General features: G+C 58.3%; 20 protein-coding genes and 2 pseudogenes. 10 read left to right on the top strand and 12 right to left on the bottom strand.

Annotated features, from left to right (window positions below; translation table 11 throughout):
• Positions 1 to 9: 9 nt before the first annotated feature.
• The 4 genes from AC2FNA_RS17845 to AC2FNA_RS17830 all read left to right on the top strand — a co-directional run bounded on the left by AC2FNA_RS17845 (position 10) and on the right by AC2FNA_RS17830 (position 3,342).
• Positions 10 to 903 carry a carbohydrate ABC transporter permease gene (locus tag AC2FNA_RS17845; protein WP_496828837.1) on the top strand — a complete coding sequence of 298 codons (894 nt, stop codon included), beginning with the start codon at positions 10 to 12 and terminating at the stop codon, positions 901 to 903.
• A complete protein-coding gene (locus tag AC2FNA_RS17840; RefSeq protein ID WP_496828835.1) occupies positions 900 to 1,709 on the top strand; it encodes a carbohydrate ABC transporter permease in 810 nt (269 codons plus the stop codon). Before AC2FNA_RS17845 ends, AC2FNA_RS17840 begins: the two co-directional genes overlap by 4 nt.
• 4 nt (positions 1,710 to 1,713) lie before the next feature.
• Complete coding sequence (locus tag AC2FNA_RS17835; RefSeq protein ID WP_496828833.1) at positions 1,714 to 2,511, top strand: phosphodiesterase; 798 nt, start codon at positions 1,714 to 1,716, stop codon at positions 2,509 to 2,511.
• Between the two features lie 123 nt (positions 2,512 to 2,634).
• A complete protein-coding gene (locus tag AC2FNA_RS17830; protein WP_496828852.1) occupies positions 2,635 to 3,342 on the top strand; it encodes an IS6 family transposase in 708 nt (235 codons plus the stop codon).
• Positions 3,343 to 3,618: 276 nt separating this feature from the next.
• Here AC2FNA_RS17830 and AC2FNA_RS17825 read toward each other — a convergent pair whose 3' ends face one another.
• Positions 3,619 to 4,368 carry a winged helix-turn-helix transcriptional regulator gene (locus AC2FNA_RS17825; protein ID WP_496828831.1) on the bottom strand — a complete coding sequence of 250 codons (750 nt, stop codon included), beginning with the start codon at positions 4,366 to 4,368 and terminating at the stop codon, positions 3,619 to 3,621.
• A 157-nt stretch (positions 4,369 to 4,525) separates the two neighbouring features.
• Here AC2FNA_RS17825 and AC2FNA_RS17820 point away from each other — a divergent pair, with 157 nt between their 5' ends.
• The 3 genes from AC2FNA_RS17820 (at position 4,526) to AC2FNA_RS17810 (ending at position 6,568) form a co-directional block, all read left to right on the top strand.
• Positions 4,526 to 4,792, top strand: a complete 267-nt coding sequence (locus AC2FNA_RS17820; RefSeq protein ID WP_496828829.1) for a YjiS-like domain-containing protein — start codon at positions 4,526 to 4,528, stop codon at positions 4,790 to 4,792.
• Positions 4,793 to 5,480: 688 nt separating this feature from the next.
• Entirely contained in the window at positions 5,481 to 6,074 is a 594-nt protein-coding gene (locus AC2FNA_RS17815; protein ID WP_496828827.1) for an ankyrin repeat domain-containing protein, read from the top strand.
• Between the two features lie 14 nt (positions 6,075 to 6,088).
• Positions 6,089 to 6,568 carry a YHS domain-containing (seleno)protein gene (locus AC2FNA_RS17810; protein WP_496828825.1) on the top strand — a complete coding sequence of 160 codons (480 nt, stop codon included), beginning with the start codon at positions 6,089 to 6,091 and terminating at the stop codon, positions 6,566 to 6,568.
• A 19-nt stretch (positions 6,569 to 6,587) separates the two neighbouring features.
• Here AC2FNA_RS17810 and AC2FNA_RS17805 read toward each other — a convergent pair whose 3' ends face one another.
• The 10 genes and pseudogenes from AC2FNA_RS17805 to AC2FNA_RS17760 form a co-directional block, all read right to left on the bottom strand.
• Positions 6,588 to 8,792: an adenylate/guanylate cyclase domain-containing protein gene (locus tag AC2FNA_RS17805; RefSeq protein WP_496828824.1), complete on the bottom strand. Its 2,205-nt coding sequence runs from the start codon at positions 8,790 to 8,792 to the stop codon at positions 6,588 to 6,590.
• Between the two features lie 445 nt (positions 8,793 to 9,237).
• On the bottom strand, positions 9,238 to 9,747 hold the full coding sequence (locus AC2FNA_RS17800; RefSeq protein ID WP_496828823.1) for a hypothetical protein: 510 nt from the start codon (positions 9,745 to 9,747) through the stop codon (positions 9,238 to 9,240).
• Between the two features lie 134 nt (positions 9,748 to 9,881).
• Positions 9,882 to 10,679, bottom strand: a pseudogene (locus tag AC2FNA_RS17795) (IS5 family transposase).
• Positions 10,680 to 10,869: 190 nt separating this feature from the next.
• Positions 10,870 to 12,174, bottom strand: coding sequence for a TRAP transporter large permease (locus tag AC2FNA_RS17790; protein ID WP_496828822.1), 1,305 nt, complete (start codon positions 12,172 to 12,174; stop codon positions 10,870 to 10,872).
• On the bottom strand, positions 12,171 to 12,683 hold the full coding sequence (locus AC2FNA_RS17785) for a TRAP transporter small permease (protein ID WP_496828820.1): 513 nt from the start codon (positions 12,681 to 12,683) through the stop codon (positions 12,171 to 12,173). Before AC2FNA_RS17785 ends, AC2FNA_RS17790 begins: the two co-directional genes overlap by 4 nt.
• 72 nt (positions 12,684 to 12,755) lie before the next feature.
• Positions 12,756 to 13,784: a TRAP transporter substrate-binding protein DctP gene (dctP, locus tag AC2FNA_RS17780; protein ID WP_496828818.1), complete on the bottom strand. Its 1,029-nt coding sequence runs from the start codon at positions 13,782 to 13,784 to the stop codon at positions 12,756 to 12,758.
• A 23-nt stretch (positions 13,785 to 13,807) separates the two neighbouring features.
• Positions 13,808 to 14,596 carry an enoyl-CoA hydratase/isomerase family protein gene (locus AC2FNA_RS17775; protein ID WP_496828816.1) on the bottom strand — a complete coding sequence of 263 codons (789 nt, stop codon included), beginning with the start codon at positions 14,594 to 14,596 and terminating at the stop codon, positions 13,808 to 13,810.
• Entirely contained in the window at positions 14,593 to 15,825 is a 1,233-nt protein-coding gene (locus AC2FNA_RS17770; protein WP_496828814.1) for a CaiB/BaiF CoA transferase family protein, read from the bottom strand. Before AC2FNA_RS17770 ends, AC2FNA_RS17775 begins: the two co-directional genes overlap by 4 nt.
• Before the next feature lie 12 nt (positions 15,826 to 15,837).
• Positions 15,838 to 16,617 carry an enoyl-CoA hydratase/isomerase family protein gene (locus tag AC2FNA_RS17765; protein WP_496828812.1) on the bottom strand — a complete coding sequence of 260 codons (780 nt, stop codon included), beginning with the start codon at positions 16,615 to 16,617 and terminating at the stop codon, positions 15,838 to 15,840.
• 4 nt (positions 16,618 to 16,621) lie between these two features.
• Positions 16,622 to 17,785 (bottom strand): acyl-CoA dehydrogenase family protein, encoded by a 1,164-nt coding sequence (locus AC2FNA_RS17760; protein ID WP_496828810.1) that lies wholly within the window; start codon positions 17,783 to 17,785, stop codon positions 16,622 to 16,624.
• Positions 17,786 to 17,917: 132 nt separating this feature from the next.
• Between AC2FNA_RS17760 and AC2FNA_RS17755 the strand changes: the two genes are divergently transcribed.
• Positions 17,918 to 18,847, top strand: a complete 930-nt coding sequence (locus tag AC2FNA_RS17755; RefSeq protein ID WP_496828808.1) for a LysR family transcriptional regulator — start codon at positions 17,918 to 17,920, stop codon at positions 18,845 to 18,847.
• A gap of 291 nt (positions 18,848 to 19,138) precedes the next feature.
• Here the strand turns inward: AC2FNA_RS17755 and AC2FNA_RS17750 are convergent.
• A pseudogene (locus AC2FNA_RS17750) lies at positions 19,139 to 20,070 on the bottom strand (IS5 family transposase).
• A 147-nt stretch (positions 20,071 to 20,217) separates the two neighbouring features.
• On the opposite strand from AC2FNA_RS17750, the gene AC2FNA_RS17745 reads away from it, so the two are divergent.
• Both AC2FNA_RS17745 and AC2FNA_RS17740 read left to right on the top strand, forming a co-directional pair.
• Entirely contained in the window at positions 20,218 to 21,249 is a 1,032-nt protein-coding gene (locus tag AC2FNA_RS17745; RefSeq protein WP_496828806.1) for a LacI family DNA-binding transcriptional regulator, read from the top strand.
• A 112-nt stretch (positions 21,250 to 21,361) separates the two neighbouring features.
• Positions 21,362 to 22,666 carry an ABC transporter substrate-binding protein gene (locus tag AC2FNA_RS17740; protein ID WP_496828804.1) on the top strand — a complete coding sequence of 435 codons (1,305 nt, stop codon included), beginning with the start codon at positions 21,362 to 21,364 and terminating at the stop codon, positions 22,664 to 22,666.
• Positions 22,667 to 22,689 lie beyond the last annotated feature (23 nt).

Raw genomic sequence — 22,689 nt, 5'->3', positions numbered from 1 at the left:
GACCGATCCATGGCCGATCATGTCAGCAACGAACGCCGCAGGCAGGCGATCTACGGCTGGATCCTTCTGTCCCCCGCCGCGATCCTGCTGACCACATTTGCCTTCTACCCCTCGCTTGCCACGCTCTGGTCCTCACTCTTCAGCCGCAACACCCGGCGCAGGCCCAGCGAATTCGTGGGTGGTGAAAACTACACGGATCTTTTCGCGGACCCTACCTTCTGGAAAGTGGTCGCCAACAATCTGATTTACGCAGGGGCCACCATCCCGATCTCTATCGCCATCGCCCTTGCCATGGCGCTTTGGGCGAATTCCAAGATTCCTGCACGCGGCTTCGTGCGCACGGCCTATTTCACGCCAACCGTCCTGCCGATGATCGCCGCCGCGAACCTCTGGCTTTTCTTCTACACGCCCGGGCTGGGTGTGCTGGACCAGCTTGGTGGCCTCATTGGCCTGCCCAGCATCAACTGGCTGGGCCAACCCGAAACGGCGCTTTGGGCGGTGATTATCGTGACGATTTGGAAAGAGGCCGGATTTTTTATGATTTTTTATCTTGCCGCGCTCCAGACGATCCCCGAGGACCTCAAGGAAGCCGCCGATATCGAAGGATGCAGCCGCTGGACCTACACGCGCCGGATCGTGCTGCCGCTCCTGATGCCGACGACACTTTTCATCATGGTCAATGCACTGATCAACTCGGTCAAGCTGATCGATCATCTGTTCATTCTGACCAAGGGCGGTCCGAACGACGCCTCAAAGCTGATCCTCTACTACATTTGGGAAATGGCTTTTGCTTTCTTCGACGCGCCGCACGCGGCGGCCATGACGATCCTCGTGCTTGTCGTGCTGGGCGTGGTTGCGGGCATCAAGTTCACGATCCTCGACAAGCGGACCCACTACCAATGAGAGAGTTTTCGCGACATATCGAGGCCTTCGGCGCGCTGCTCCTTGCGATCATATGGATATCGCCACTGGTCTTTGCCTTCTGGGCGGCATTCCACTCCACTTCCGACGCGGTGAATTTCAATCTGGGCTCGCCGTGGACGCTGGAGAACTTCCGCACCGCATGGGCGGGCGCACCATGGCTGAAATACTTCATCAACACTTTCCTTCTGGTAACGGTCATCCTAGTAGGACAGTTCATCGTGACCACGCTGGCGGGCTTTGCATTTGCGCAGGTGCAGTTTCCGGGCCGGGACTTCGTGTTCATTCTGGTGCTGATGCAGCTTTTCATTTTGCCCGAAGTGCTGATCGTTGAGAACTATGCTATGGTTTCGCGCCTTGGGCTTTTCGACACGATCCTAGGTGTGGGGATGCCCTATATGGCTTCGGCCTTTGGCATCTTCCTGATGCGTCAGGCGTTCAAGGGCGTGCCGATTGAACTGCACGAGGCTGCGCGGGTCGAAGGATGTGGTTGGTTCGGCATCCTGTGGCGGGTCTATGTGCCGCTGGCGCGACCGACCTATCTGGCCTATGCGCTTGTTTCGGTCTCGACCCACTGGAACAACTTCCTGTGGCCGCTCATCGTGACCAATTCGCCCGATACAAGGCCTCTAACCGTAGGCCTGTCTATATTTGGCGCGCCGGAAAACGGCGTCGATATCAGTGTAATTTCGGCGGCGACGATGATGTCGGTGGCTCCGTTGCTGATCGCCTTCCTGATCTTCCAACGCCAGTTCGTGCAGGCCTTCCTGCGCGCCGGGATCAAATGAGACAATGGCGCGGTTCCTGCAACTGACCGATTTGCACGTGGTGCGCGAAGGTGCCCTTGCCTCTGGCGTCCTGGATACTCGCAACCTCCTGCGGGCGGCCATTGATCGGCTGCAAGGGCTGCGGCCCGCGCTCGCTCCGTTGGATGCGGTGCTGGTCTCGGGGGACATAAGCGATGATGGCAGTAGCGAAAGCTATGCCTTTGCGCGCACCGAACTCAACCGTCTTGGCCTGCCCTTATATGTGGTTCCAGGCAATCACGACGCTCGAGAGCCCATGCGCGCGGCATTTGCCGATCTTCCAGAAATGCCGACAGTGGGCTTGATCGACTGGGTAGCTGACGTTGGTAACACGCGTGTCATTGGACTTGATACACTGGTCGAAGGGCGAGGCGGTGGTCGACTTCGCGATGAAAGCCTCGAGATGTTGCGCCACGCTCTTGAGACCACAGGATCAGGCTCCGTGATCATCATGCTCCACCATCCGCCGATCCAGACAGGAATCCGTTTCATGGACGCCATCGGTCTTGAGAACGCACAGGCGCTCAAAATGATTTTGATGGATGTACACACCCCCGCCACACTTGTCGCAGGTCACGTTCACGGGGTTCATCACGGAAGACTGGGCCACCATCATGTGGCAACAGCCCCATCAACTTGCAGCGGTTTCGCATTGGACCGCCGTACCGACGCCCCTTCAGGCTTCTTTCGGGGGCCGACAGGCTGTGCGGTGATCGACACGAACCCCGGCGGCATCTGGAGCGTCGTTCCGCTGGAACCAGTGGGCGGGCCCTTTCCATTCTAGGGCGCTGAGCCATGGAAAGCACGCCTGTCGCCCTCACCCTGAACCTTATCGCACAGCAACTGATATGGCGGTGTCAGAAGGACTCCGGTTGAGACGGGCAGGGTGGTCTCGTAGCCTCTGAGCATTCCGAAACGTGATCCGTTCAAATACCTCCACAGCAGCTCGGAGATCATTCGTCTGGCAGTGATGCTGCACGTCAGATTTCCACTGTCGCTGCGCAATGTCGAGGATCTGCTTCACGAGCGCGGCGTCGACGTCAGCCACGAAACGATCCGGTTCTGGTGGCAACGGTTTGGCCCGCTGTTTGCGTCCAAGATCCGCAAGAAATGCACGGATCGGCTTCGGTCCTGGCCGCAGTGGCGATGGCACCTGGATGAGATGTTCGTGAAGATCAATGGCGAGCGGTACTACCTGTGGCGGGCCGTAGATCACGAAGGTGAGGTCCTGGAAAGCTTTGTGACAAAGACGCGAGACAAGAAAGCCGCGTTGAAATTCCTTGGAAAATCAATGAAACGCCACGGCCGACCTCATCTCCTGGTGACCGATCAGTTGAGGTCTTACGGTGCGGCGATGAAGGACATCGGCAATGCCCACAGGCAGGAAACGGGTCGCTGGCTGAACAACAGGGCGGAGAATTCGCACCTGCCATTCCGACGACGAGAGCGGGCAATGCAACGCTTTCGGCGCATGCGAAGTTTGCAGAAGTTTGCTTCCGACCACGCCTCGGTCTTCAGCCATTTCAACTCGGAGCGCAGCCTCACCAGCCGACAGAATTTCAAGCTCAACCGCGATGCTGCTCTTGCCGAGTGGCGCCAGCTTTGCGTCGCTTAAGCTCCTGCGGTTCGTGGGAAGCTGAGACCAGTTAGAATCTGTCTGACAGCACCGCGAAGAACAATAGTCTGCTCTGTCCCGCAACTCGGACATAGCCACCGGTTGGCCCTAGGTCCGGTTCTCCTGTAACCAGTCGTTTATACGAAGAAGCGGACGTTGCCCCCGAGTTGACGTCTGCTGAGCGACAGCTAACCAAGACGAAGCAGTCATCTGACCAAAACGCTCAGATGACTGCCCTGAGCCCATCCGCGTCATCGAAAGGCATGCAGCCGTGGTCTAGGCTCTTGCCTGGCTCGCACTAATAACCTCGTTTGGCTCTGATGCTACGTCAAGTAGTCGTACCTTATGCGGTTTTTGGTTTGTGCGTTGATAGAGCCATTTGTCCATCGTCCGAACCAAGAGGGCATCACCGCTCAGGAAAAGCCGACCAGCATCCAGTTCACGCGATATCGTGGTTCGGCTCAATATGATGGCTGAAAGTGAAACGCAGTCAGTTTCGACGTAAAGATCAACGTCAAATCCAGGTATGCTCGTGCATATTTCAACTTCTGTCCGCGGCCGGACCAGTGCCCAGTATGTATCGTATTCTAGGTTGGGATCACTAAACCGAAACTGAATGACCACTTGGCGGTTTGGCAGCTCGTCTGTAGAGATCAAGCCCCTCATGTGCCACATTAGGTTAGATACGTCCGTGTCCTGTAAAGCTTGCCTTGCCTCGATATTACACTGCGCCCATTCACCAAGAGCGGAGAGGGCAGGCTCGAGTTCAACGGCGCGCTGAGTGCGAAGATAATCGACTTGGCCCGTCGCAGGGTCTTCTATGCGTTCGATCAATCCATTCTGTTCAAGCTCCTTGAGTCTCTTGGTCAACAGTGCGGGTGAGATGTTGCCAACGCCGCGTTTGATGTCGTTGAAACGGCTAGAACCTGCCCACATTTCTGAAAGGATCGGGATCGTCCAGCGCGGCTCAAGGAGTTCGCAGGCATGTGTGATCGAGCAGACTATTCCATAGGGCTTCGTTTTCATCGGTGAACCTCCCTGTAGCCCGAAGCTACAAGATGTGCAGCGCATCCATCCAGTTCATATTCTGTACCGGGGGCGGTTCATGATCTGCACTACCCGCAAACCGGACAAGTTCGGCAGACTTAAGTCATCTCGAAACCATACAAGCAGGATCGAAAAGATGACGACTTTCAACACCAACACAACTGTTTCTGCCACACAAATCACTTCCTCCCTGCGCCGGTTCGCACACTGGGGTTGGTCCTACGTCATAGAAATCCGCGCACGCCGGACGCAGGCTGCTTCTCTGAGCCGCCTAAAGGAACGCGATTTGCGCGACATCGGCCTTATTGAAAATGACATCTCCACCGCAAACCACATGCCGCTCGACGCGGATGCTGCCTCTGCTTTGCGCCGCGCTCGTCTTGACCGCAGTGGGAATTGGTAAAGCTGGCACCCTGAAAAGAGCTCCAGTGTCTGGACTTAGCCCCTAGCGGGTCGATGTGCTGGAAGTTCGTCTCATCTCATGCAAACCTTACCTGCAGGACTTGAGCCAGTGGGGGAGAAGAATGACAGAGATTAGCTATGTAGATTGTGACGGTCTCAGCATAGCTTACTCGTCTCAAGAACTGTTGCCGATTTAACCATCGGCACAAACTCATTCTCCTTAAAGAGCGCGGGTGCTTTCCAGTTGAAGGGGGTCGAGGGAGATTGGGAGCTTTTTGAAGCCGTGATCTGAGGGCCAATTCGGTCGTTCCCATTTAGCCGACAACCGATCTATCGATACCGTGCACGATCACCAAGTTCGTATCCGCGTAGCATCGCGAGCAAGTGGACCACACTGTTTGCCCACAGTGTTTGCGACATGGTTCTACAACACCGTGTTTTGGGACACGGTCGAAGACAGAGTGACGTGTGGCGACACCGGCAACGGCAGCAATGTTACGATGGGCGGTCATCTGATGGTTTTAATCAGATGTCTCTGTTGAGCCCATTCCAGAAGTCAACGATCGCTGGCGCTCGCAGGTGCAGCAACCAACTCGACCGAAACCGTCATGAGCACGGCAGCAAATAACCCTTCGTTCGTTGCGCGCAACCGCGGCTCATTGTAGAGTTCAAGCAGAGGAGGTAGATCCATGCGTTGGATTGGTACCATCTTTGCAACGGTATTCCTAATACTTGGGCCCGCTCAAGCGGGTCCGTTATTCGATGCGGCAAGGCAGGGTGATACTGTTACCGTTAAGGCTATGTTGGACAGCGGTTCGTCGGTCGATGAGCGGGGGCCAAACAAGGCTACTCCATTGATTGCCGCTGCGTTGGCTGGAAACACCGAAACCGCTGCGGCCCTGATCGAGGCAGGGGCTGACGTGATGGCGCGAAACCGCAGCGGCTTCACTGCACTTCACGCAGCAGCTTTTAGCGGCAATGTTGAGACAGCGCGCCTGCTTCTCGCCAGTGGCGCAGATGTGAATGGGCGCATCAACAGGGCCGAAAAATCACCTATCTTCATGGCGGCCGACGAGGGCCATATCGAGGTGATCAAGCTGTTGCTCGACCATGATGCGGATATCGTGACCCTCGACAACGATGGCTTTTCGGTTCTGATCCGAACGATGTTCCGTCAGCACTATGATATCGTGGGGCTGCTAAAGGAGAACGGGGCCAAATGCCCCCCGCCGGACGCCTTCGGCCCGGAATTTCATCGCCTGTGCTTGGAGGCAGGCACATAAGGGAAGGTCAAAAAATGAGCTTTCGACTTCTGATGAGTGGCCTGTTTCTCGCAGGCATGACCGTTGCCGCGCTTGCCGACGAGCCCATAAATACCGGACCCTTCGGTGATATTGCGATCAAGGGCTATGACACCGTTGCCTATTTCACCGAAAGCCGTGCCGTCAAAGGGTCAAGTGAGTTCGCATATGATTGGCTCGGCACGCCATGGCACTTCAACAGCCCCGAGAATCGAGACTTGTTCAAGTCTGACCCAGCCAAATACGCGCCGCAATACGGTGGATATTGCGCATTGGGTGTCGGGCTCGGAGCCAACGCCTCCGAAAACATCGACCCTGTAAATTCTTGGCGGATTATCGATGGGAAGCTTTATTTCATATCGGACCCAACCGGTGCAGAAATGCTCGACCACCCAGAAGGGAAAGCGGTGCTCGCGAAGGCGGATGCGAACTGGGAGAGCACCAAGCCTCTGGCTGCCAAGGACTACTCCAACTGACGTGCACCACGGGTGAGTGTCATCCGCCAGGACTAAAGTGGAACAGAATATGCGCGTTGACGTAGCTATACGGCGAGTCCGCGCCAGCTGCTTTTTCGGCACTCTTGTAGATCGAGCCACAAGCCGGGCGACCGAGCGCAAGACCGGGTTGTTGTATGCACAAGGTGTCATCTTTCACATAAGCCGATCCAGTAATGAACATCGTGGATGTTCGCATCGCCAAACTTCCACTGTCTGAAATCTGGACTAGACCGGGACCGCGCCCTTCGAAAGTTCCCTGCCAAACGTTCCCATCGATCAGTGCGGCGACCTCGTCGGCAGTCAACCTTTCACGCGAACCCGGTTGAAAACCGAAGGTCCATTCCTGCACACCCGCGTGCAACATTGCACTGATGATACGATCAAGTTCCTCTTGCCGCCGAAAATGGGCGAATATCACCCTGTAGAGTTGCGCAGAGGTATGCGGTGCGAATCTGGCCACCTCTTTTGCAGTCGCTTGCGCCGCTTGCATATGGCCTGCCTCCGCATACGCGGCAGCGAGGATATTAAAGTAGTCCTCAATGCCTTGCGAGTTGTCCTTGATCTCTTCGAGGATTTCGACAGCACGTTCAGGACGGTCTGCAAGAATATATGACAGGCTTGCGATCTGCCGTGCATAGCCCGGCAATTGCGGATTAAGACGCAATGCCGTTTCGAAACTCTCGATCGCCTCTTCGTGGCGCCCGTAGAATGTCTGCGCAAAGCTCAGAGCAAGATAGGCGGATGCTTCGCCAGGGGCCTTTTCAACGGCGAGCCGCGCCGAGCGCATCGCTTCTTCATACCGGCCATCTACAGTTTGCAGTTCGCTCAACACGGCAAAAGGCATCGCCGCATCGGGATCAATTTCCAAGGCACGCCCGGCATGTTCGTAGGCGCGTTTTCGAGCGACTGGATACGGTAGCACGTCGTCGTAGTTTCGACGCATGACCAATGCCTCGGTACGCGCCTGAGCTGCGAAAGCCATGGCAAAGTTCGGATCGATTGCGGTCGCGTCCGAATAGAACCTCAAAGCCTCGCGCAGCCTGGGCCGAAAGCCGCTGCGAGCAGCTTCTTCAGCCCTGAGGAAGAAGTCATATGCTTCCAGATCCCTGGTAGGGAGGCGTTCGATCCGCTCCCTTTCGGACACGCTCACATCCACCCCCAGTTGGTCAATGATCTCTTTTATCAGGCCGACTTCAATCGCAAAAATATCGGCTTCGTCTCGCTCCAACCGCTCGGCCCAAAGCGTCTGCCCGCTGCTCACATCTGTCAGCCGTGCATTGACCAATAGCCGTGCTCCCACTCTGCGCACGCTGCCTTCCAGAACATAACCGACTCCCAACTCGCGACCGATGGCCCTGCTGTCGATTGTCCGGTCCCGATAGGAGAACGCGGTATTGCTGCCGATCACCATCAGCCCGGCGACTTTCGAGAAATCGGTAATCAGATCGTCCGTGAGCCCATCTGCGATGTAACGTTCCGCGTCTGGCAGCCCGAGGTTTTCAAAAGGCAACACGATGAGGGAAGGGAACGAGTTCTCTGCCGCTATCATTTCACTCTCAGCGCCGCTGAACCGCGCCACTATATCATCACGCAACATTAAAGCGGCGCTTGAAAGAATGGCGATCACGGCCATCGCAGCGCCCGCGACGCGAAACTTCAAGCGAAACCGTCGTGGGTTTTGTGCGCCATTCTGATCCGCCATCCGGTAGACTGCTAGAGGCTCAGGTATGTTTTTGACCCGGTGGACGCCTGCAGGCTCAAATGATCTGCTGACCTTGCCGTTCGTATGTTTGTAAACCTCTCTCGAGATGCAGATGCCTCCGGGCTTCGCAAGGGGTTCGAGGCGCGCTGCAACATTGACACCGTCGCCGTAAATGTCGTCGCCATCGATAATCAGATCGCCCAGGTTGATACCGATACGCAATTCGATACGCTGGCTGGGATCAATAGTGACGTTTCTATTGGAAACTGCCTCCTGTATTTGGATCGCAGCCTCCACGGCATCAACGGCACTTGCAAATTCGGCCAGTAGCCCGTCGCCGAGAAGCTTAAATACTCGCCCGTTCTTTTCGTCTATTAAGCGGGTGAGGATGTCCTGGCGCAACGTGGTCAAACGTTCGAAGGTACCAACCTCATCCTGGGCCATCATACTGCTGAAACCAACGACGTCTGCGGCGAATATGGCGGCAAGCCTGCGTTCCAAGGTTTGCCCTCTCCTCCAAAAATTCGGGCCGTACTGTGAAGCGTAACACTGAAAAAACGTGGCGGAAACGGCTTTCACACAAGATATTCGGCTGGGCCGGCGCGTGTCATTCAATGGTACGGTCGGGCAACCAAGCCAATTGCCTCTACAGCAGCCACAAACCTTAGACACAGCAGGCACTCACCAAAATTCGGTGTAGGTCTGCTCGGAGCCCAAGGCAGCCTTGATCGTTTCCGCAGCATCGGTCGAAATGAGCAGGAACCGGAAGTTCGCTGCTGCTCGAATGAAAGGGCAAGGCAGGTCACATGCCCGCCTGTAGGATTAGCCGGTATCCCCCATGAACCTGTTGAATGTCTCAAGTCTAATTCGCGTCACCCGGACGGCTATATGACCTTGGTTCGAAGGATGAATGGCCGGGGAGCGTCGCGAAGTTCGGCGCAGGCGTCTACGGCGACTTCCGTTGCCCGAAATATGCTTGGTATACACTTTCGTGCCCAAGTTCGCGGACGAAGACCATCAAAGAGGTGTAGGCGTAAATTAGGATCGCCAACCACAGCTGGGTCAACCAGAAATGGGACCAGTCAAATGCCTGAAAATCCAGTGCCACGCCCGCTTCCAACCCTTTGGCATTCCGGCTCGCACTGAACGCCCGCTCGGTGATATGGAGAAGCGTAGTCAACAAGAAGTACAGCCCCGCTTTCCACGAAACCGAGACAACGCGGGGCTCGGACTGGAACTTGTTAAAGAACGGCAGCATCTCGGCTACGATCACACCCTTTGCGACGAGCAGAGCCCCAATACTTGCAGTGAGATGGGATATCGGCTGGCCACCCGAATGTTCGGACAACGTGTCAATTGTGAGCACCAACGCGTTAAAGCCTATCCCAAAAAACACAGTGGGCGGCAGCATATGGTGCAATTCACGCACGATAGTTTTCGCAACGGAGTTATTCATTGACGCACCATCTTTCACATTTCGGGAACGAGAACGTTGTCAGCAATCTCTACCAGCGAATTGCCCTGCCTGAAACAATATTGCCAACGGCAGGTTCGAAAGGCCGCGCCATGAGGTGCCGATAGGGTCAGGCTTCATAACCAATAGATGACGGTCGCCGCGAGGGGATGGCCGATCGGAACGCCTCGGGGCAGCGGTCATAGCGGGTCGCCACACGCCGCCAATCCTTGAGCCTGCCGAACATGATCTCGATCACTGCCCGGCAGTGCATTGCGCAGCAATGTCACGAGAGGGGCGATTTCTCCGCTTGTAGCGACGCTTGTCGTACTTGATCGGCATCTTGCGTTGCTTCCGGCCGGGGATGCAGGCGCGTATGCCTTTGTCTTTCAACGCTTCCCTGAACCAGTCGGCGTCATAGCCGCGATCTCCGAGCAGCCATTTGACGTTTGGCAGGCTACCCAGAAGCGCCCGCGCGCCGATGTAGTTGCTCACCTGCCCGGCGGTGACGGACAGATCGAGCGGTCGTCCCTGGCTGTCACAGATGGCATGAAGCTTGGTGTTCATGCCGCCCTTGGTGCGACCGATCAGGCGAGCGCGCCCCCTTTTTGGGCGGCCATGCTGGTCGCCGTTCGATGTGCCTTCGGGTATGTTGCATCGATCATCACGGTCGTCTTCTCACCGTGTTTCGTAGCCAACCCCGCCATCATCCGCGCAAAAATTCCTTTCTCGCTCCAACGTTTCCACCGGCTGTAGAACGTCTTGTGTGGACCATGGGCGGCAGGCGCGTCCCATCAGCGCAACCCATTGCGATTGATGTAGATAATCCCACTCAGAACCCGCCTGTCATCAACTCGCGGCTTGCCGTGCGACTTTGGGAAGAAAGGGGCGAGCTTGGCCATCTGCGCGTCAGTCAGCCAGTAAAGGTCGCTCATGTCACCGCTCCATTTTCTGAGCCGTGAATCACGCCGTGCGACCAAAATCAATGCATTCTGATCCTAGGGGGACCTCAGACAATAGCTGATCAAAGCCACTAATGATGAGCTTACGCCATCCGGTCGCAGCGTCCTGAAAAGCAGCTATTCATCCAATCGACAATAAATGCGACCAACAGTCATATGCGTCTTATCCATAGATGAAGGCTGGGAACCACAAGGCTAGTTGCGGCAGCATTACCAAGAGAGCGAGAACGACAAGCTCTGTCACCACAAACGGCCAGATACCTTTGAAGACCTCGGTCACAGGCATGCGCGTCACCCCGGCGACGACAAACACGTTCATGCCCATGGGCGGGGTGATCAGCCCTATTTCGGCTGTTTTCACAAAGATCACGCCAAGCCAGACAGGGTCATATCCCAGTTGCGTCATGAGCGGGAAAACGACAGGCAAGGTCAGGATCAGAATAGCGAGTTGATCAAGGAAAAAGCCGAGAACCAGCAAGAGGAGCAAGACCAGACCAAGCACCGCCCAGTTAGGCAGCCCGCTTTCCGCGATGAGATTGAGCAGCAGGTTCGTCGTTCCGTTGAGCGCCATGAAGACGCCGATAACGGCTGAGAAGCCCACGATTGTCAGGATCATCGCGCTGGAGCGCGCCGCGCGCGCAGCTGCGGCCCAGATGCCTGCAAAGCCGACGCGGCCCATGAGCAAGCCGATGACCAGCGCCGCAAACGCGCCGACAGCGCCTACTTCCGTTGCCGTGATGATCCCTGAGTATAGTGCAAAGACCATCCCGACCAGCAGGAGGATCACGGGCCAAGCCGTGGCGACAGATTGCCAGCGTTCGCGGGTCGTCGCTCGGGCGGCGGTTTGCGGGGCATAGTCTGGGTTGCGCCGCACCAAGATAAAGATGGTCAGCGCAAAGCCCACAGCGGTCAGTGCGCCGGGGATGAACCCGGCAAGCAGCAACCGGCCAACCGAGGTTTCGGTAAAAACGCCATAGAGGATCAACCCGATAGAGGGCGGAATCATGATCGCCAACGTGCCGACAATGGACAGGAGTGCCGCCGAGAAACGCGGATCGTAGTTATAGCGCCGCATTTCTGGAAAGGCGACCGAGGCCAAGGTGCTGGCCGCCGCCGTGGACGACCCGGACATGGCGGCAAGCAGAACGCCACCCGCGACCGTCGCATAGGAGATCCCCCCGCGTAGATGCCCGAGAAAGCGGTGCGAGATGTTGAACAGATCCGATGTAAATCGCCCCGCGCTCAGCAACTCGGCCATCAGGATGAAGAGCGGTACGCTGGAGAGCGTATAGCTCGCCACATGCTCATACGGCGTGTGGGCCAGCACCCCGGCGATGGGGCCGGACCCGACCGTCATCCAGATGCCCGCAACACCTGCCATCAGGATGGAAAAGGCAACCGGCAGCCCGATAAGCAGGAAAAGCAAGAGCAGGCCGAAGCCGAGAAGCGCAATTGTAATCGCGGTCATGACGAGGTTTCCCCACTGCCATGGGCTGCATCATCGTCAATGTCGAGCGGCCACACGATGTCGAGAACAAGGCGAAGTGTAAGCGTCACCGTGCCAAGAGCGACCCAGACATAGCTGAGATAAATCGGAAACGGGATGGCGCCCATCCGGGTTTCCAGATGTTGGAATTTGGCGACCGCCTCGATGCAGGCATACCACGTGAACAACCCAAAGACCGGCAGGCAAATCAAGGCCGTGGCCCGCGTGTAGTTCTTGCCGAACCGGCGTTTCAGCCCGTCGGAAACCACATCCAGTCGCACATGCACGCCTTGCGCATAGTTGGATGACAAGGTCGCGAAAACGAGGATGACCATAAAATACAGACTCGTCATCTCGAAGTTCCCGCGCAACGGGCTGTTGAACAGGTGGCGCCCCATGGCATCAACCGTGATCGAGAGCATCATCAGCAAGAGACCAGCCGTCGCCACAGCCAAAAGCCCCTTTTCTAAGAGTGACAGCATCTTGCGCATCTGCGCTTTCCTTCTTGTGGTGATGCGACCGCCGGCGCGCTGACTGGACCGCGCCGGGGTGATAAAGATGTCTTACTGCTGCGCCGCCAGAAGCGCGCTGTAAGCGGCCGAAACCTCGGCGGCCATCGGGTTGCGCGCGCCCACGGTCTCGACCCAGTTTTCACCGATCGACGCCAGGGCCGCGTCGATCTCGGCCACAACGCTTTCGGGCACGGTGATCATGGTCATGCCTGCTTCGGTCAGCTTCTTTTCGGACCCGGCATTGACCTTGACGAAGGTCGCGCTGCTGGCGGTGCCAACCTCGGCTCCTGCGCGCGCCACCTGCTCTTGCTGCTCGGGGGTTAGCTTTTGCCAGTCGCTTTCGGCGATCACCAGGAAGAACCCGATAGAGCCCATCGACAGGTTGGTCGTCACCGCCTTGGCCACCTCTTCAAGCTTGTAGGAGGGAACCGAGGCCGTCAGGTTGATCGCCCCATCGACCGTGCCACGCTCAAGCGCGAGGTAGAGATCGCTGACCGGCATTTCGACCGGCACCATGCCCAGCGCCGAGATCGCATCGCCCGCCGTCGCGTGGGGGACGCGGATCTTGAGACCCGCAAGGTCGGCCAGGCTGTTGATCTCAATGGTCTTGGCCAGAACAAGCTGCGTCTGCGGCAGCAGGTTCATCATGATCGGACGCACTTTGTTGGGTAGAAACTCTGCGTCAACCAGCTTGTCCTGCACCAGTTGCCAGTAGGCGGCGTGGCCCTTTTCAAGGTCCGAGAACGCCCCCGGCAGTTCCGCAATGGTCGACAGCGGCATGGCATCGCCCACATAGCCGACGCCAACAAAGCCCATATTCGCAATGCCGCTCTTAACGGCGTTGAGCGTGCCGGGCGCATTGGCGAGCTGCCCACCGGGAAAGTTTTCTACCTGAACAGTGCCGCCCGTATATTCATTGATCTTCGCAATCAGAGGGTTGATGATCAGCTTGGTGCCGAAATGCTCGGGCGGCAGGTAGGAGGCCATGCGCAATGTGACCGTGTCGGCCCAAGCTGCACCGCCTGCGCTCGTGGCCAGTGCGACGACACCAGCGCGAAAGATGTTGTTCATGATACCCATTTGGTTTCCTCCCATTCAGGTGTTTATCGGCCCATGAAGTTCGGTGGCCGTTTTTCAATGAAGGCGGTCATGCCTTCGATACGATCTTCGCTGGTGTAGGGGTCCGGCCCGACGTTGAGCCGCAGCGCCGCCGCGAGCGGCAACCCCATGGATTTGGTCGAAGCCTCCTTGCAGCGCCGCACGGTCAGAGGCGCGTTGGCGGCGATGGTTGATGCCAGACTGCGCACCGCCTCGCGGATTTCATCCGCAGGCAGCACGCTGTTCAAAAAGCCATGTGCCAGGCCCTCATGATGCGTCATCGGTCGGCCCGTATAGAGCAGTTCAAGCGCCAGCGCGCGCGGGACCAGACGCGGCAGGATCACCGAGGCGAAATGCGCCCCCATGCCCACCTTGGCCTCGGAACTGGCCAGATGCAGGGTATCGGCGGCAAGGCGCAGGTCACAGGCCATGGCCAGATCAGCGCCCGCGCCCATGCACACGCCCTCAAGGCAGGCGATGGTTGGCTTGTTGATCTCAAGTATGCGCTCGAAAGGATTGCGTGCATCGCCCTTCATCGGCGCGGGAAAGCGCGTTTCGCCCTTGGCCATGATGGCCTTGACGTCAATTCCTGCGCTAAAGGCGCGCCCGCCTGCACCAGAGAAGACGATCACGCGCACGTCCTCTCGCGCCTCTGCCTCTTCGGCCAGCGACGACAGGGCCTGAAAGCCCTCGGGCGCCAAAGCGTTCATACGCTCGGGGCGATTGATCTCAAGCCATGCGACACCGCCGTTGATGTCTAGCCAAAGCTCATGATCGAGCGGCCTCTCCATCATGCGCTCTTTCTTGGCTCAGCGACAATCGCGTTGCGCTTTCGGACGATACCGCCCATGGCCACGAGCCGCGCGATGTCTTCCGCGGCCAAACCCACCTCGGCGAACACTTCATCGGTATGTGCCGCAAAATGCGGCGGTGGCGCGTCAAAGGCGCCCGGCGTGCGCAAGAAGGTCATCGGCAGCCCCGTGCCATGATATTCGGGCGTGTCGATAAGCATCTCGTTGGCTTCGACCTGCGGGTGGTTGAAGACCTGCTCAAGGTTGAGGAACGGCCCCGCAGCCAGCCCGGCCTCGAGAATTTCCATCGCCACATCGTTGGAAGACCGGTCCTGCGTGCAGGTGGTGATCGCCGCATCCAGCGCCTCGCGGTTCTTCACACGGTCGGCGTTGGTCTTGAATCGGGGGTCTTCTGCCGCTTCGGGTGCGCCCAACACACGCATCAGCTTGGCGAATGAGCGGTCATTGCCCGCGCCCGTGAACACCTTGCCATCGGCGCAAGCATAGGCGCCATAGGGTGCCACCCAGTGTTCCGTGTTGCCCGTGGGGCGCGGGATCTTGCCGGTGGCCATCCAGCCTGCCGCGGCAGGATGGAGCATTGTCAGTCCGGTGTTGTAGAGACTCACACCTACGTGCTGGCCCTTGCCAGATTGCCCGCGCTCCAGCAGCGCCATCAGGATCGCGTTCACCGCCGAAAGACCGGTGGCATGGTCAATGAGCGGCAGGCCGATCTTGGTTCCGTCGCTGCCGGCCTCGCCATTGATCGAGGCCAGCCCGACAAAGCCTTGAACGGCCACGTCATAGCCGGCCATCCCGGCCAACGGTCCCTTGTTGCCAAACCCCGTGATCGTGCATTGCACAAGACGCGGGAAGCGCTTGGACAGCACCTCTTCGTAACCCAGACCCCATTTGGGCAGGGTGCCCAGCTTGAAGTTGTGGATCAGGACATCGGCGCCATCGAGCAGTTTGAGGAGGGCCTCGCGGCCCGCCTCCTTGCTCAGATCGAGCGCCACGGACCGCTTGTTGCGGTTCAGCCCGTTGAAATAGGTCGAGCGATCCTCGTCCAGTTTCGTGCCCCAGTTTCGGGTCTCGTCCCCAACGGGCGGTTCGACTTTGATGACATCGGCGCCTTGGTCGGCAAGCGTCTGCGTGCAGAGCGGCCCGGCATAGACTCGAGTGAGGTCAATCACCCTGAAGCCAGCGAGCGGTCCCTGAAGATTGCGCGTACTCACGGTGTTTCCCTCCTATTTGCCCACAAACGCTGGCGTTTCGCGCTTTGATGCAGCACGGATGCCTTCGCGAAAATCGGCTGTTGTCATGTGAATGCGCTGCTGTACCAGTTCATGCTCCAACGCGCGGTGCACATCCTCGGCCAGGCCCCGGCGCAGCGTGCGGCGCATGTCCTGCACGGCAATCGGTGCGTTCGTGGCGATCTCGGTGGCCAGCGCAAGCGCGGCGGTACGCTCTTGTCCCTGGGCAACAAGCTGGTCTGCCAGCCCGATCTCATGGGCCTGAGACCCGGTCAGCCGCCGCCCGGTATAAAGCATCATCGCCGCTGCATTCTGCCCGACAAGCCGGGGCAGTGTCGTGCTGATCGCAAAACCACAATGCATCCCTAGAACCGCGAAATTGGCAGAAAAGCGCGCAGCCTCGCTTGCCACCCGGAAATCAGCCGTGAGGGCAAGGCCAAGACCCCCGCCAATCGCCGGGCCCTGGACAGCGGCAACGATAGGTGTGGCAATCTCGAACAGCGCGATTGCATTGCCGTAAAGCGCCTTGGCGATCTCGACACCTTTGTCAGGATCGATCCCGCCGCCGAAATCAGCCCCGGCACAGAACACCTTGCCCGCCGCCGCCAACACGATGGCGCGGCAGTCGGGATCGGTATCCAGCGCCTGCATCTGCTGCAGCAAGGTGTCGACCAAAGTGACGTCGAAGAAATTCAGCGGCGGGCGGTCGATCTCGACGATGCCGACAAAGCCTTCGCGGCTTACCTTGATTTCGCTTTGCAGATCGCGGCGCATCCGCTCAGGTTCTCCGCTGATCATAGCGCCGGCCCATCACTGCGGCTGCGATGTTGGTCTTCTGAATGTCCATCGTGCCGCCGGCGAGGCCCCAGCCAAAGCTTTCGCGCACCCGCTGTTCCATCGGGTATTCGGTGGAATAGCCATAGCCGCCCATCAGCTGCATCGAGGTGACGCAGACATCGCGTACGATCTCATTGGCGAAGCACTTGGCAATCGAGGCCTCACCGCTGTCGGGGAAATCAGCGCCCGCATTGCAAACTGCGCGATAGAGCAGCATGCGGCTTGCATCGAGCTTCATCTTCATCTCGGCGACCTTGAGCTGCACCGCCTGGAAGTCGTCCAGCGGCCGCCCGAAGGCGCGGCGCTCCTTAATGTATTCGACCACATCATCGAAGGCCGATTGCGCAAGGCTGAGCGACATCGTGGTGTTTCCACAGCGCTCAAGCCCGAAGCTTTCCATCAGCGCCTTGAACCCGCCCGCAGGCACAACGATGTTGTCCACGGGCACCCGGACATCATCCAGGAAGATGTCGGCATGGTGTACCGAACGGAACCCCATCAGGTGTTCGCGCTTGCCGAAGCTGAGGCCGGGCGTGTCCTTTTCGAGATAGACCGCACCGATCCCCGCCGCGCCCGGTTTGTCGGCCAGACGGCAATAGACCAGATACCCCCCGGCATGGCCCGCGCCCGAGCACCAGCGCTTTTGTCCGTTCAGAACGACCTCGTCGCCGTCGATCACCCCTTTGGTGGTCAAGTCGGTCAGGGCTGAGCCCGCATTTGGCTCGCTCATCGAAACCGCGACGATCAATTCGCCACGGCAGACGGCAGGCAGAACCTTTTGCTTCAGCGTCTCGCTTGCATTGCGCCAGATCGCCAGCGTCGGGCCAAAGCAGGATTCGAATATGGGAAGCGCGACAACGCTGCCGAGCTTGTTGAACTCTTCCAGCACTAGCACGGCATCAAGATGCGACATGCCCTGCCCGCCGTATTCTTCGGGCAGGTTGATGCCCAGAAAGCCCATCTCGGCGTAGCGGCGCATCCATTCGTCAGGCAGCGCCTCTTCGCGCCGTTCCAGATCGCGTGCCAGCTCCGCGAGATTCTCGCGCGCAAATCTGCGCGCCATGTCCTGCAGTTGCGCCTGTTCTTCACTGAGTTGAAAATCCATGAATGTCCCCTCTGGGCCGCGTGGCCGCACATGTTTGGTGAGAAACTAGCATCAGGGTCATTCCTATGCGATAATGGCAAAGCTATTTCATACATTCCAATTTGGAATGTCTTGGCAGAAAGGAGCCCGAACATGAGCGATGTCGAACTGACCAACCTTCAGCGCCAGGATCTTAACCAGCTGATTTCGCTCGCGGCGTTGCTTCATACAGGAGGCGTGACGCGCGCAGCCGAGCTGTTGAATGTGACCCAGCCCACCGTGAGCAAGGCGCTCACGCGCCTGCGCGCAACCTTTGGCGATCCGCTTCTGGTCCGCAGAGGCAACAGCATGCATCTGACGCCTTATGCAAATGATCTCTCGCTCAAGCTTCAGGACATCATCGCTTCGCTCGATGCGCTTTATCACCCACAAGGGCCCTTTGAACCACAAACCGTGAGTGGTTGGCTGAAGATCGGCGCCAACGATTATGTACAGGCGACCGTCGGGATGCCTTTCATTCGGCGCATGCGGGAAGCCGCGCCCAACCTTTGTGTCGAATTGAGGAGCGTCGGCTCACTCTATCCCCAGCAAATCCTTGATGAGGGCATGGTCGATATGGTGGTGAGCGCAGCCTTTCCCTTTGCCAACCTTCATCACGAAAAAACCATATCCGACCCGTTTGTATGCGTGGCCGATGCGGCCAATACAACGATCCCTGACAGGCTTTCGCTTGATGACTTCCTTGCGCTGCCACAGATCGATGTCTCGCCCACAGGCACGGGCGTCATCCGACGGTATTTCGAGCGCAGCCAGCGCCGCTTCAAGGAAGAACGCAGGATCGTCACGGTTCTGTCGTCCTTTGCCTCGCTGCCCGATGTGCTGAAAGGTTCGGACATGGTCGGGCTGATGCCCTTGCCCATGCTCAGGATTCTTCAGGGCGCACCGCTCAGGCAGATCGAACTCGATTTCGATCTGCCCGCCTATGACGTCTCGATCTGGTGGCACCCTCGTACCCATACCAACCCGATGATGCGTTGGGTGCGGGCGGAACTGATCAAAATGGTCAATGAAAGCACCAGATAGACGTTAACCGGGCTTCCAGCAAACACTCAGAACCATGGCATCCTGCTCCTAGCCAAAGACGTAGGCGTGCCCGATACCGCTGTCGAAATAGATGCTCCTTGGCCAGAAGGATGGGGTCTTTGCCCTTGAGATGTACGGTGGGTCTTGTCAGAAGGAATCTGGTTGAGGCGGGGAGGGCGGCTTGTAGCTCCTTTCCATGCCCAAACGCGATCCATTTAGGTATTTTCACAGCGGCCCGGAATTGTTGCAGAACTTGGGCTTGAGGCGCGCTGGCCCCTTACCCCATTGACGTCAGGCGACGCGAACGATCTCGGCGGTGCCGAAGGCGTTGAAGCGGTTCACGAGTGCGATGCGGATGTGGATTTCGGCCGTCTGGCGGTCGGGGTCTCTGGCGGCGATGCGTTCTCCGAATGCTTTCAGGCGGCGCATTTTCGCTTCGACCCGACCCGGGCGTGATAGCCCGCCCAGCGCTTCCAGAAGGCTCGGCCATGGTATCGGGTGGCGCGCAGGGTTTGGTTGCGGACGCATGCGGCCGGGCAGTCTTCCTTCCATAATCGACCGTTCTTGCGGATCGGAATGATCGGGACCGCGTCGCGCTCGAGGATCGCGCTGTGGCACCGGCGCGTGTCATAGGCACCATCAGCGGTCACGGTGCCGATCTCTTCGTCATCGGCTATCTGGTCCAGTAGATCAGGCAGGACAGGGCTGTCGCCATCTCGGCTGAGGGTGAACTCGACCGTGCGGATATCGGATGTGACCGTGTCCATGGCCAAATGTACTTTGCGCCATTGGCGTCGCCCCTGGACACCATGCTTGCGGGCTTGCCATTCGCCATCGCCGAGGAACTTGATCCCGGTACTGTCCACCAACAGGTTCAGTGACCCGTCGGCGCGGCGATATGGGATCTACACCTGCAGGGTCTTCTGCCTCCGGCATAGCGTCGAGTAATCCGGAACCGGCCAATCAAGCCCGGCCAGACGCAGGAGGCTTGCTGCCATCCCGGCGGTCTGACTGAGCGGTAACTTAAACAGCACCTTGATCGACAAGCAGAACTGGATTGCCGCTTCCGAGAAGACCGCGGGGCGGCCCGGGCGGCCTTCATGCGGTGCGTGCCACGCCATCTCCTTGTCAAGCCAGCCCATCAGAGACCCGCGCTTGCGGAGCGCAGCGTTTTAGGCGGACCAATTCGTCGTGTGGTTGCGGGCGGGCCTGGGCTTGCTCATGCCATCCGTCTAAACGCATGGATTCATGAAGTGAATCCTTCAGAGCGAGAGTTCTGCAACAATGCTGCATCGATGCGGAAATGCATTTGATTTTTTGCGCGCGGTAATAAATTGTTAAGTTTCAGAAAGTTTGAGAGGTCGGCGCAGATGAGCAAGCACAAGATCCGGAACATGGAAGAGTTTGCTGCGCATAGCGGTGTCTCGCGGCCCACGGCGTCGAAATATTTCGACGATCCGCAGAGTGTACGCCCCTCGACGCGTGAGAAGATCGAGAGGGCGCTGGAAACCTGCGACTACCGGCCCAACATTTTCGCCATTAACCAGAACCGGAAACTGACCAAGAATATTGGCATAGTGGTGCCCTATCTGGCGGATCCGTTCTTTGCAGAGATTGCGCGCCGGATCGAGACGCTCGTGATCGAAGCGGGGTTCCGGCCGATCCTTTTGTCATCGCATGGCGATCCGGCGCTTGAGGTCGGCAATCTCGACTCCCTGCGCTCGATCAAGCCGGCGGGCGTGCTGCTCGCGCCACTGGGCCGGGCATCGGATAGGCGGGCGATCGAAGCCTTCTGCAAGAGCGTTCCGACCGTGAATTTCGACGCCAATATCGAGGGGGTGGGCGAGGCATTCATCGGTCACGACAATGCCCAGGCCACTAAGATCATGCTGGAATACCTGACAAGGTCCGGAGAACCTCCGGTCTTTTTCGAGATGCGCACGCCGCCGAACCCGAATGCCAACAAGCGTCGCAATGCCTATATCGAGGGCATGGAGCAGATGGGCCTGACGCCGCATATGATCCAGGCCGCAGGTGAGGGCTGGGATCTGGAAGAGATCGGGTATCAAGAAGGTCTGCGGGTGATCTCTGCGGGGCGGTTGGCCACAAACACGGTGTTTTGCAGCAATGATCGACTGGCCATAGGTTTCCTTGCCGCAGCCTATGAATTGAGGGTGAGTGTGGGGCGGGGGCCGGACTGTTCGCTGCGGGTGGCCGGTCACGACAACCACCCGTTCTCGCGCTATACCTGCCCAACCTTGACGACGGTTTCGCACAATTATTCTGCGATCGCGACGACCAGCGTCGAGACGATCCTGTCCCTGATCGAATCGGGAGAACGGGGAGCTGCTCGCGAAACGAGGCTGTTCAACGGAGAGCTGATCATGCGCGCATCAGCGTAATACTTTGATAAGAAAAGAAGTCACTAAATTTACGCGCGTAAAAAAATAAATTGACGAGAGGCAATCTGATTTCTTATCGTGAAACGACAAACTCACGAGAGGGAGGACTCGTATGTATTTCCGAAACGCACTTGGTGCGGCGACGGCCATGTCGCTCTTGGCGACCAGCGGTGCATTTGCCGATACCATCACGATTGCGACCGTTAACAACGGTGACATGATCCGCATGCAGGGCTACACCGATGACTTCACGGCCAAGACGGGTCATGAGGTCGAATGGGTGACGTTGGAGGAAAACGTTCTTCGTCAGCGTGTTACCACCGACATCACCACCAAGGGTGGCGCGTTCGACATCATGACCATCGGTATGTACGAAACCCCGATCTGGGGTGCCAATGGCTGGCTGGTGCCGCTCGACGACCTGTCGGATGCCTATGATGTCAACGACATCCTGCCGGCGATGCGTGGCGGGCTCAGCCATGAGGGTACGCTCTACGCCGCGCCGTTCTATGGCGAAAGCTCGATGGTCATGTACCGCACCGACCTGATGGAAAAGGCCGGGCTGACGATGCCCGAGGCACCGACCTGGGATTTCATTCGCCAGGCGGCGATCGCGATGACCGACCGCGACAATGAAATCAACGGTGTCTGCCTGCGCGGCAAGGCCGGTTGGGGTGAAGGCGGTGCCTTCATCACGGTCACCGGGAACTCCTTTGGCGCGCGCTGGTTCGACGAGGACTGGAATGCCCAGTTCGACCAGCCGGAATGGGCCAATGCGCTCAACTTCTTTGTAGAACTGATGACCGAAGCCGGACCTCCGGGATATGCCACCAACGGCTTCAACGAGAACCTGTCGCTGTTCCAGCAGGGCAAGTGCGGCATGTGGATCGACGCAACCGTGGCGGCCTCGTTCGTGACCAACCCCAAGGATTCGACGGTTGCCGACAAGGTCGGCTTTGCGCTGGCGCCCGATACCGGCATGGGCAAGCGGTCGAACTGGCTGTGGGCCTGGGCGCTGGCAGTGCCGGCGGGCACCCAGAAGGAAGCGGCGGCCAAGCAGTTCATCGAATGGGCGACCTCGAAGGAGTATATCGAACTGGTCGCGGCCAAGGAGGGGTGGGCCAACGTCCCGCCGGGGGCGCGGACTTCGCTCTATGAGAACCCCGAATATCAGAAGGTTCCGTTTGCCAAGATGACGCTGGATTCGATCAACGCGGCCGATCCGACGAACCCGACAGTCAAGCCGGTTCCCTATGTCGGTATCCAGTTCGTGGCGATCCCCGAATTTGCCGGAATCGCGACCGAGGTCAGCCAAGAGTTCTCGGCGGTCTATGCCGGTCAGCAGACCGTGGAAGAGGCTTTGGCCAAGGCGCAGGCCTTGACCAATGATGCGATGGAAGCCGCTGGCTATCGCTAGGGTCCCTCCCTTGTCAGAGAGCG

Source organism: Ruegeria sp. YKSD163 (genome assembly GCF_059612905.1).
This window is presented reverse-complemented; position numbering and strand designations above follow the sequence as displayed.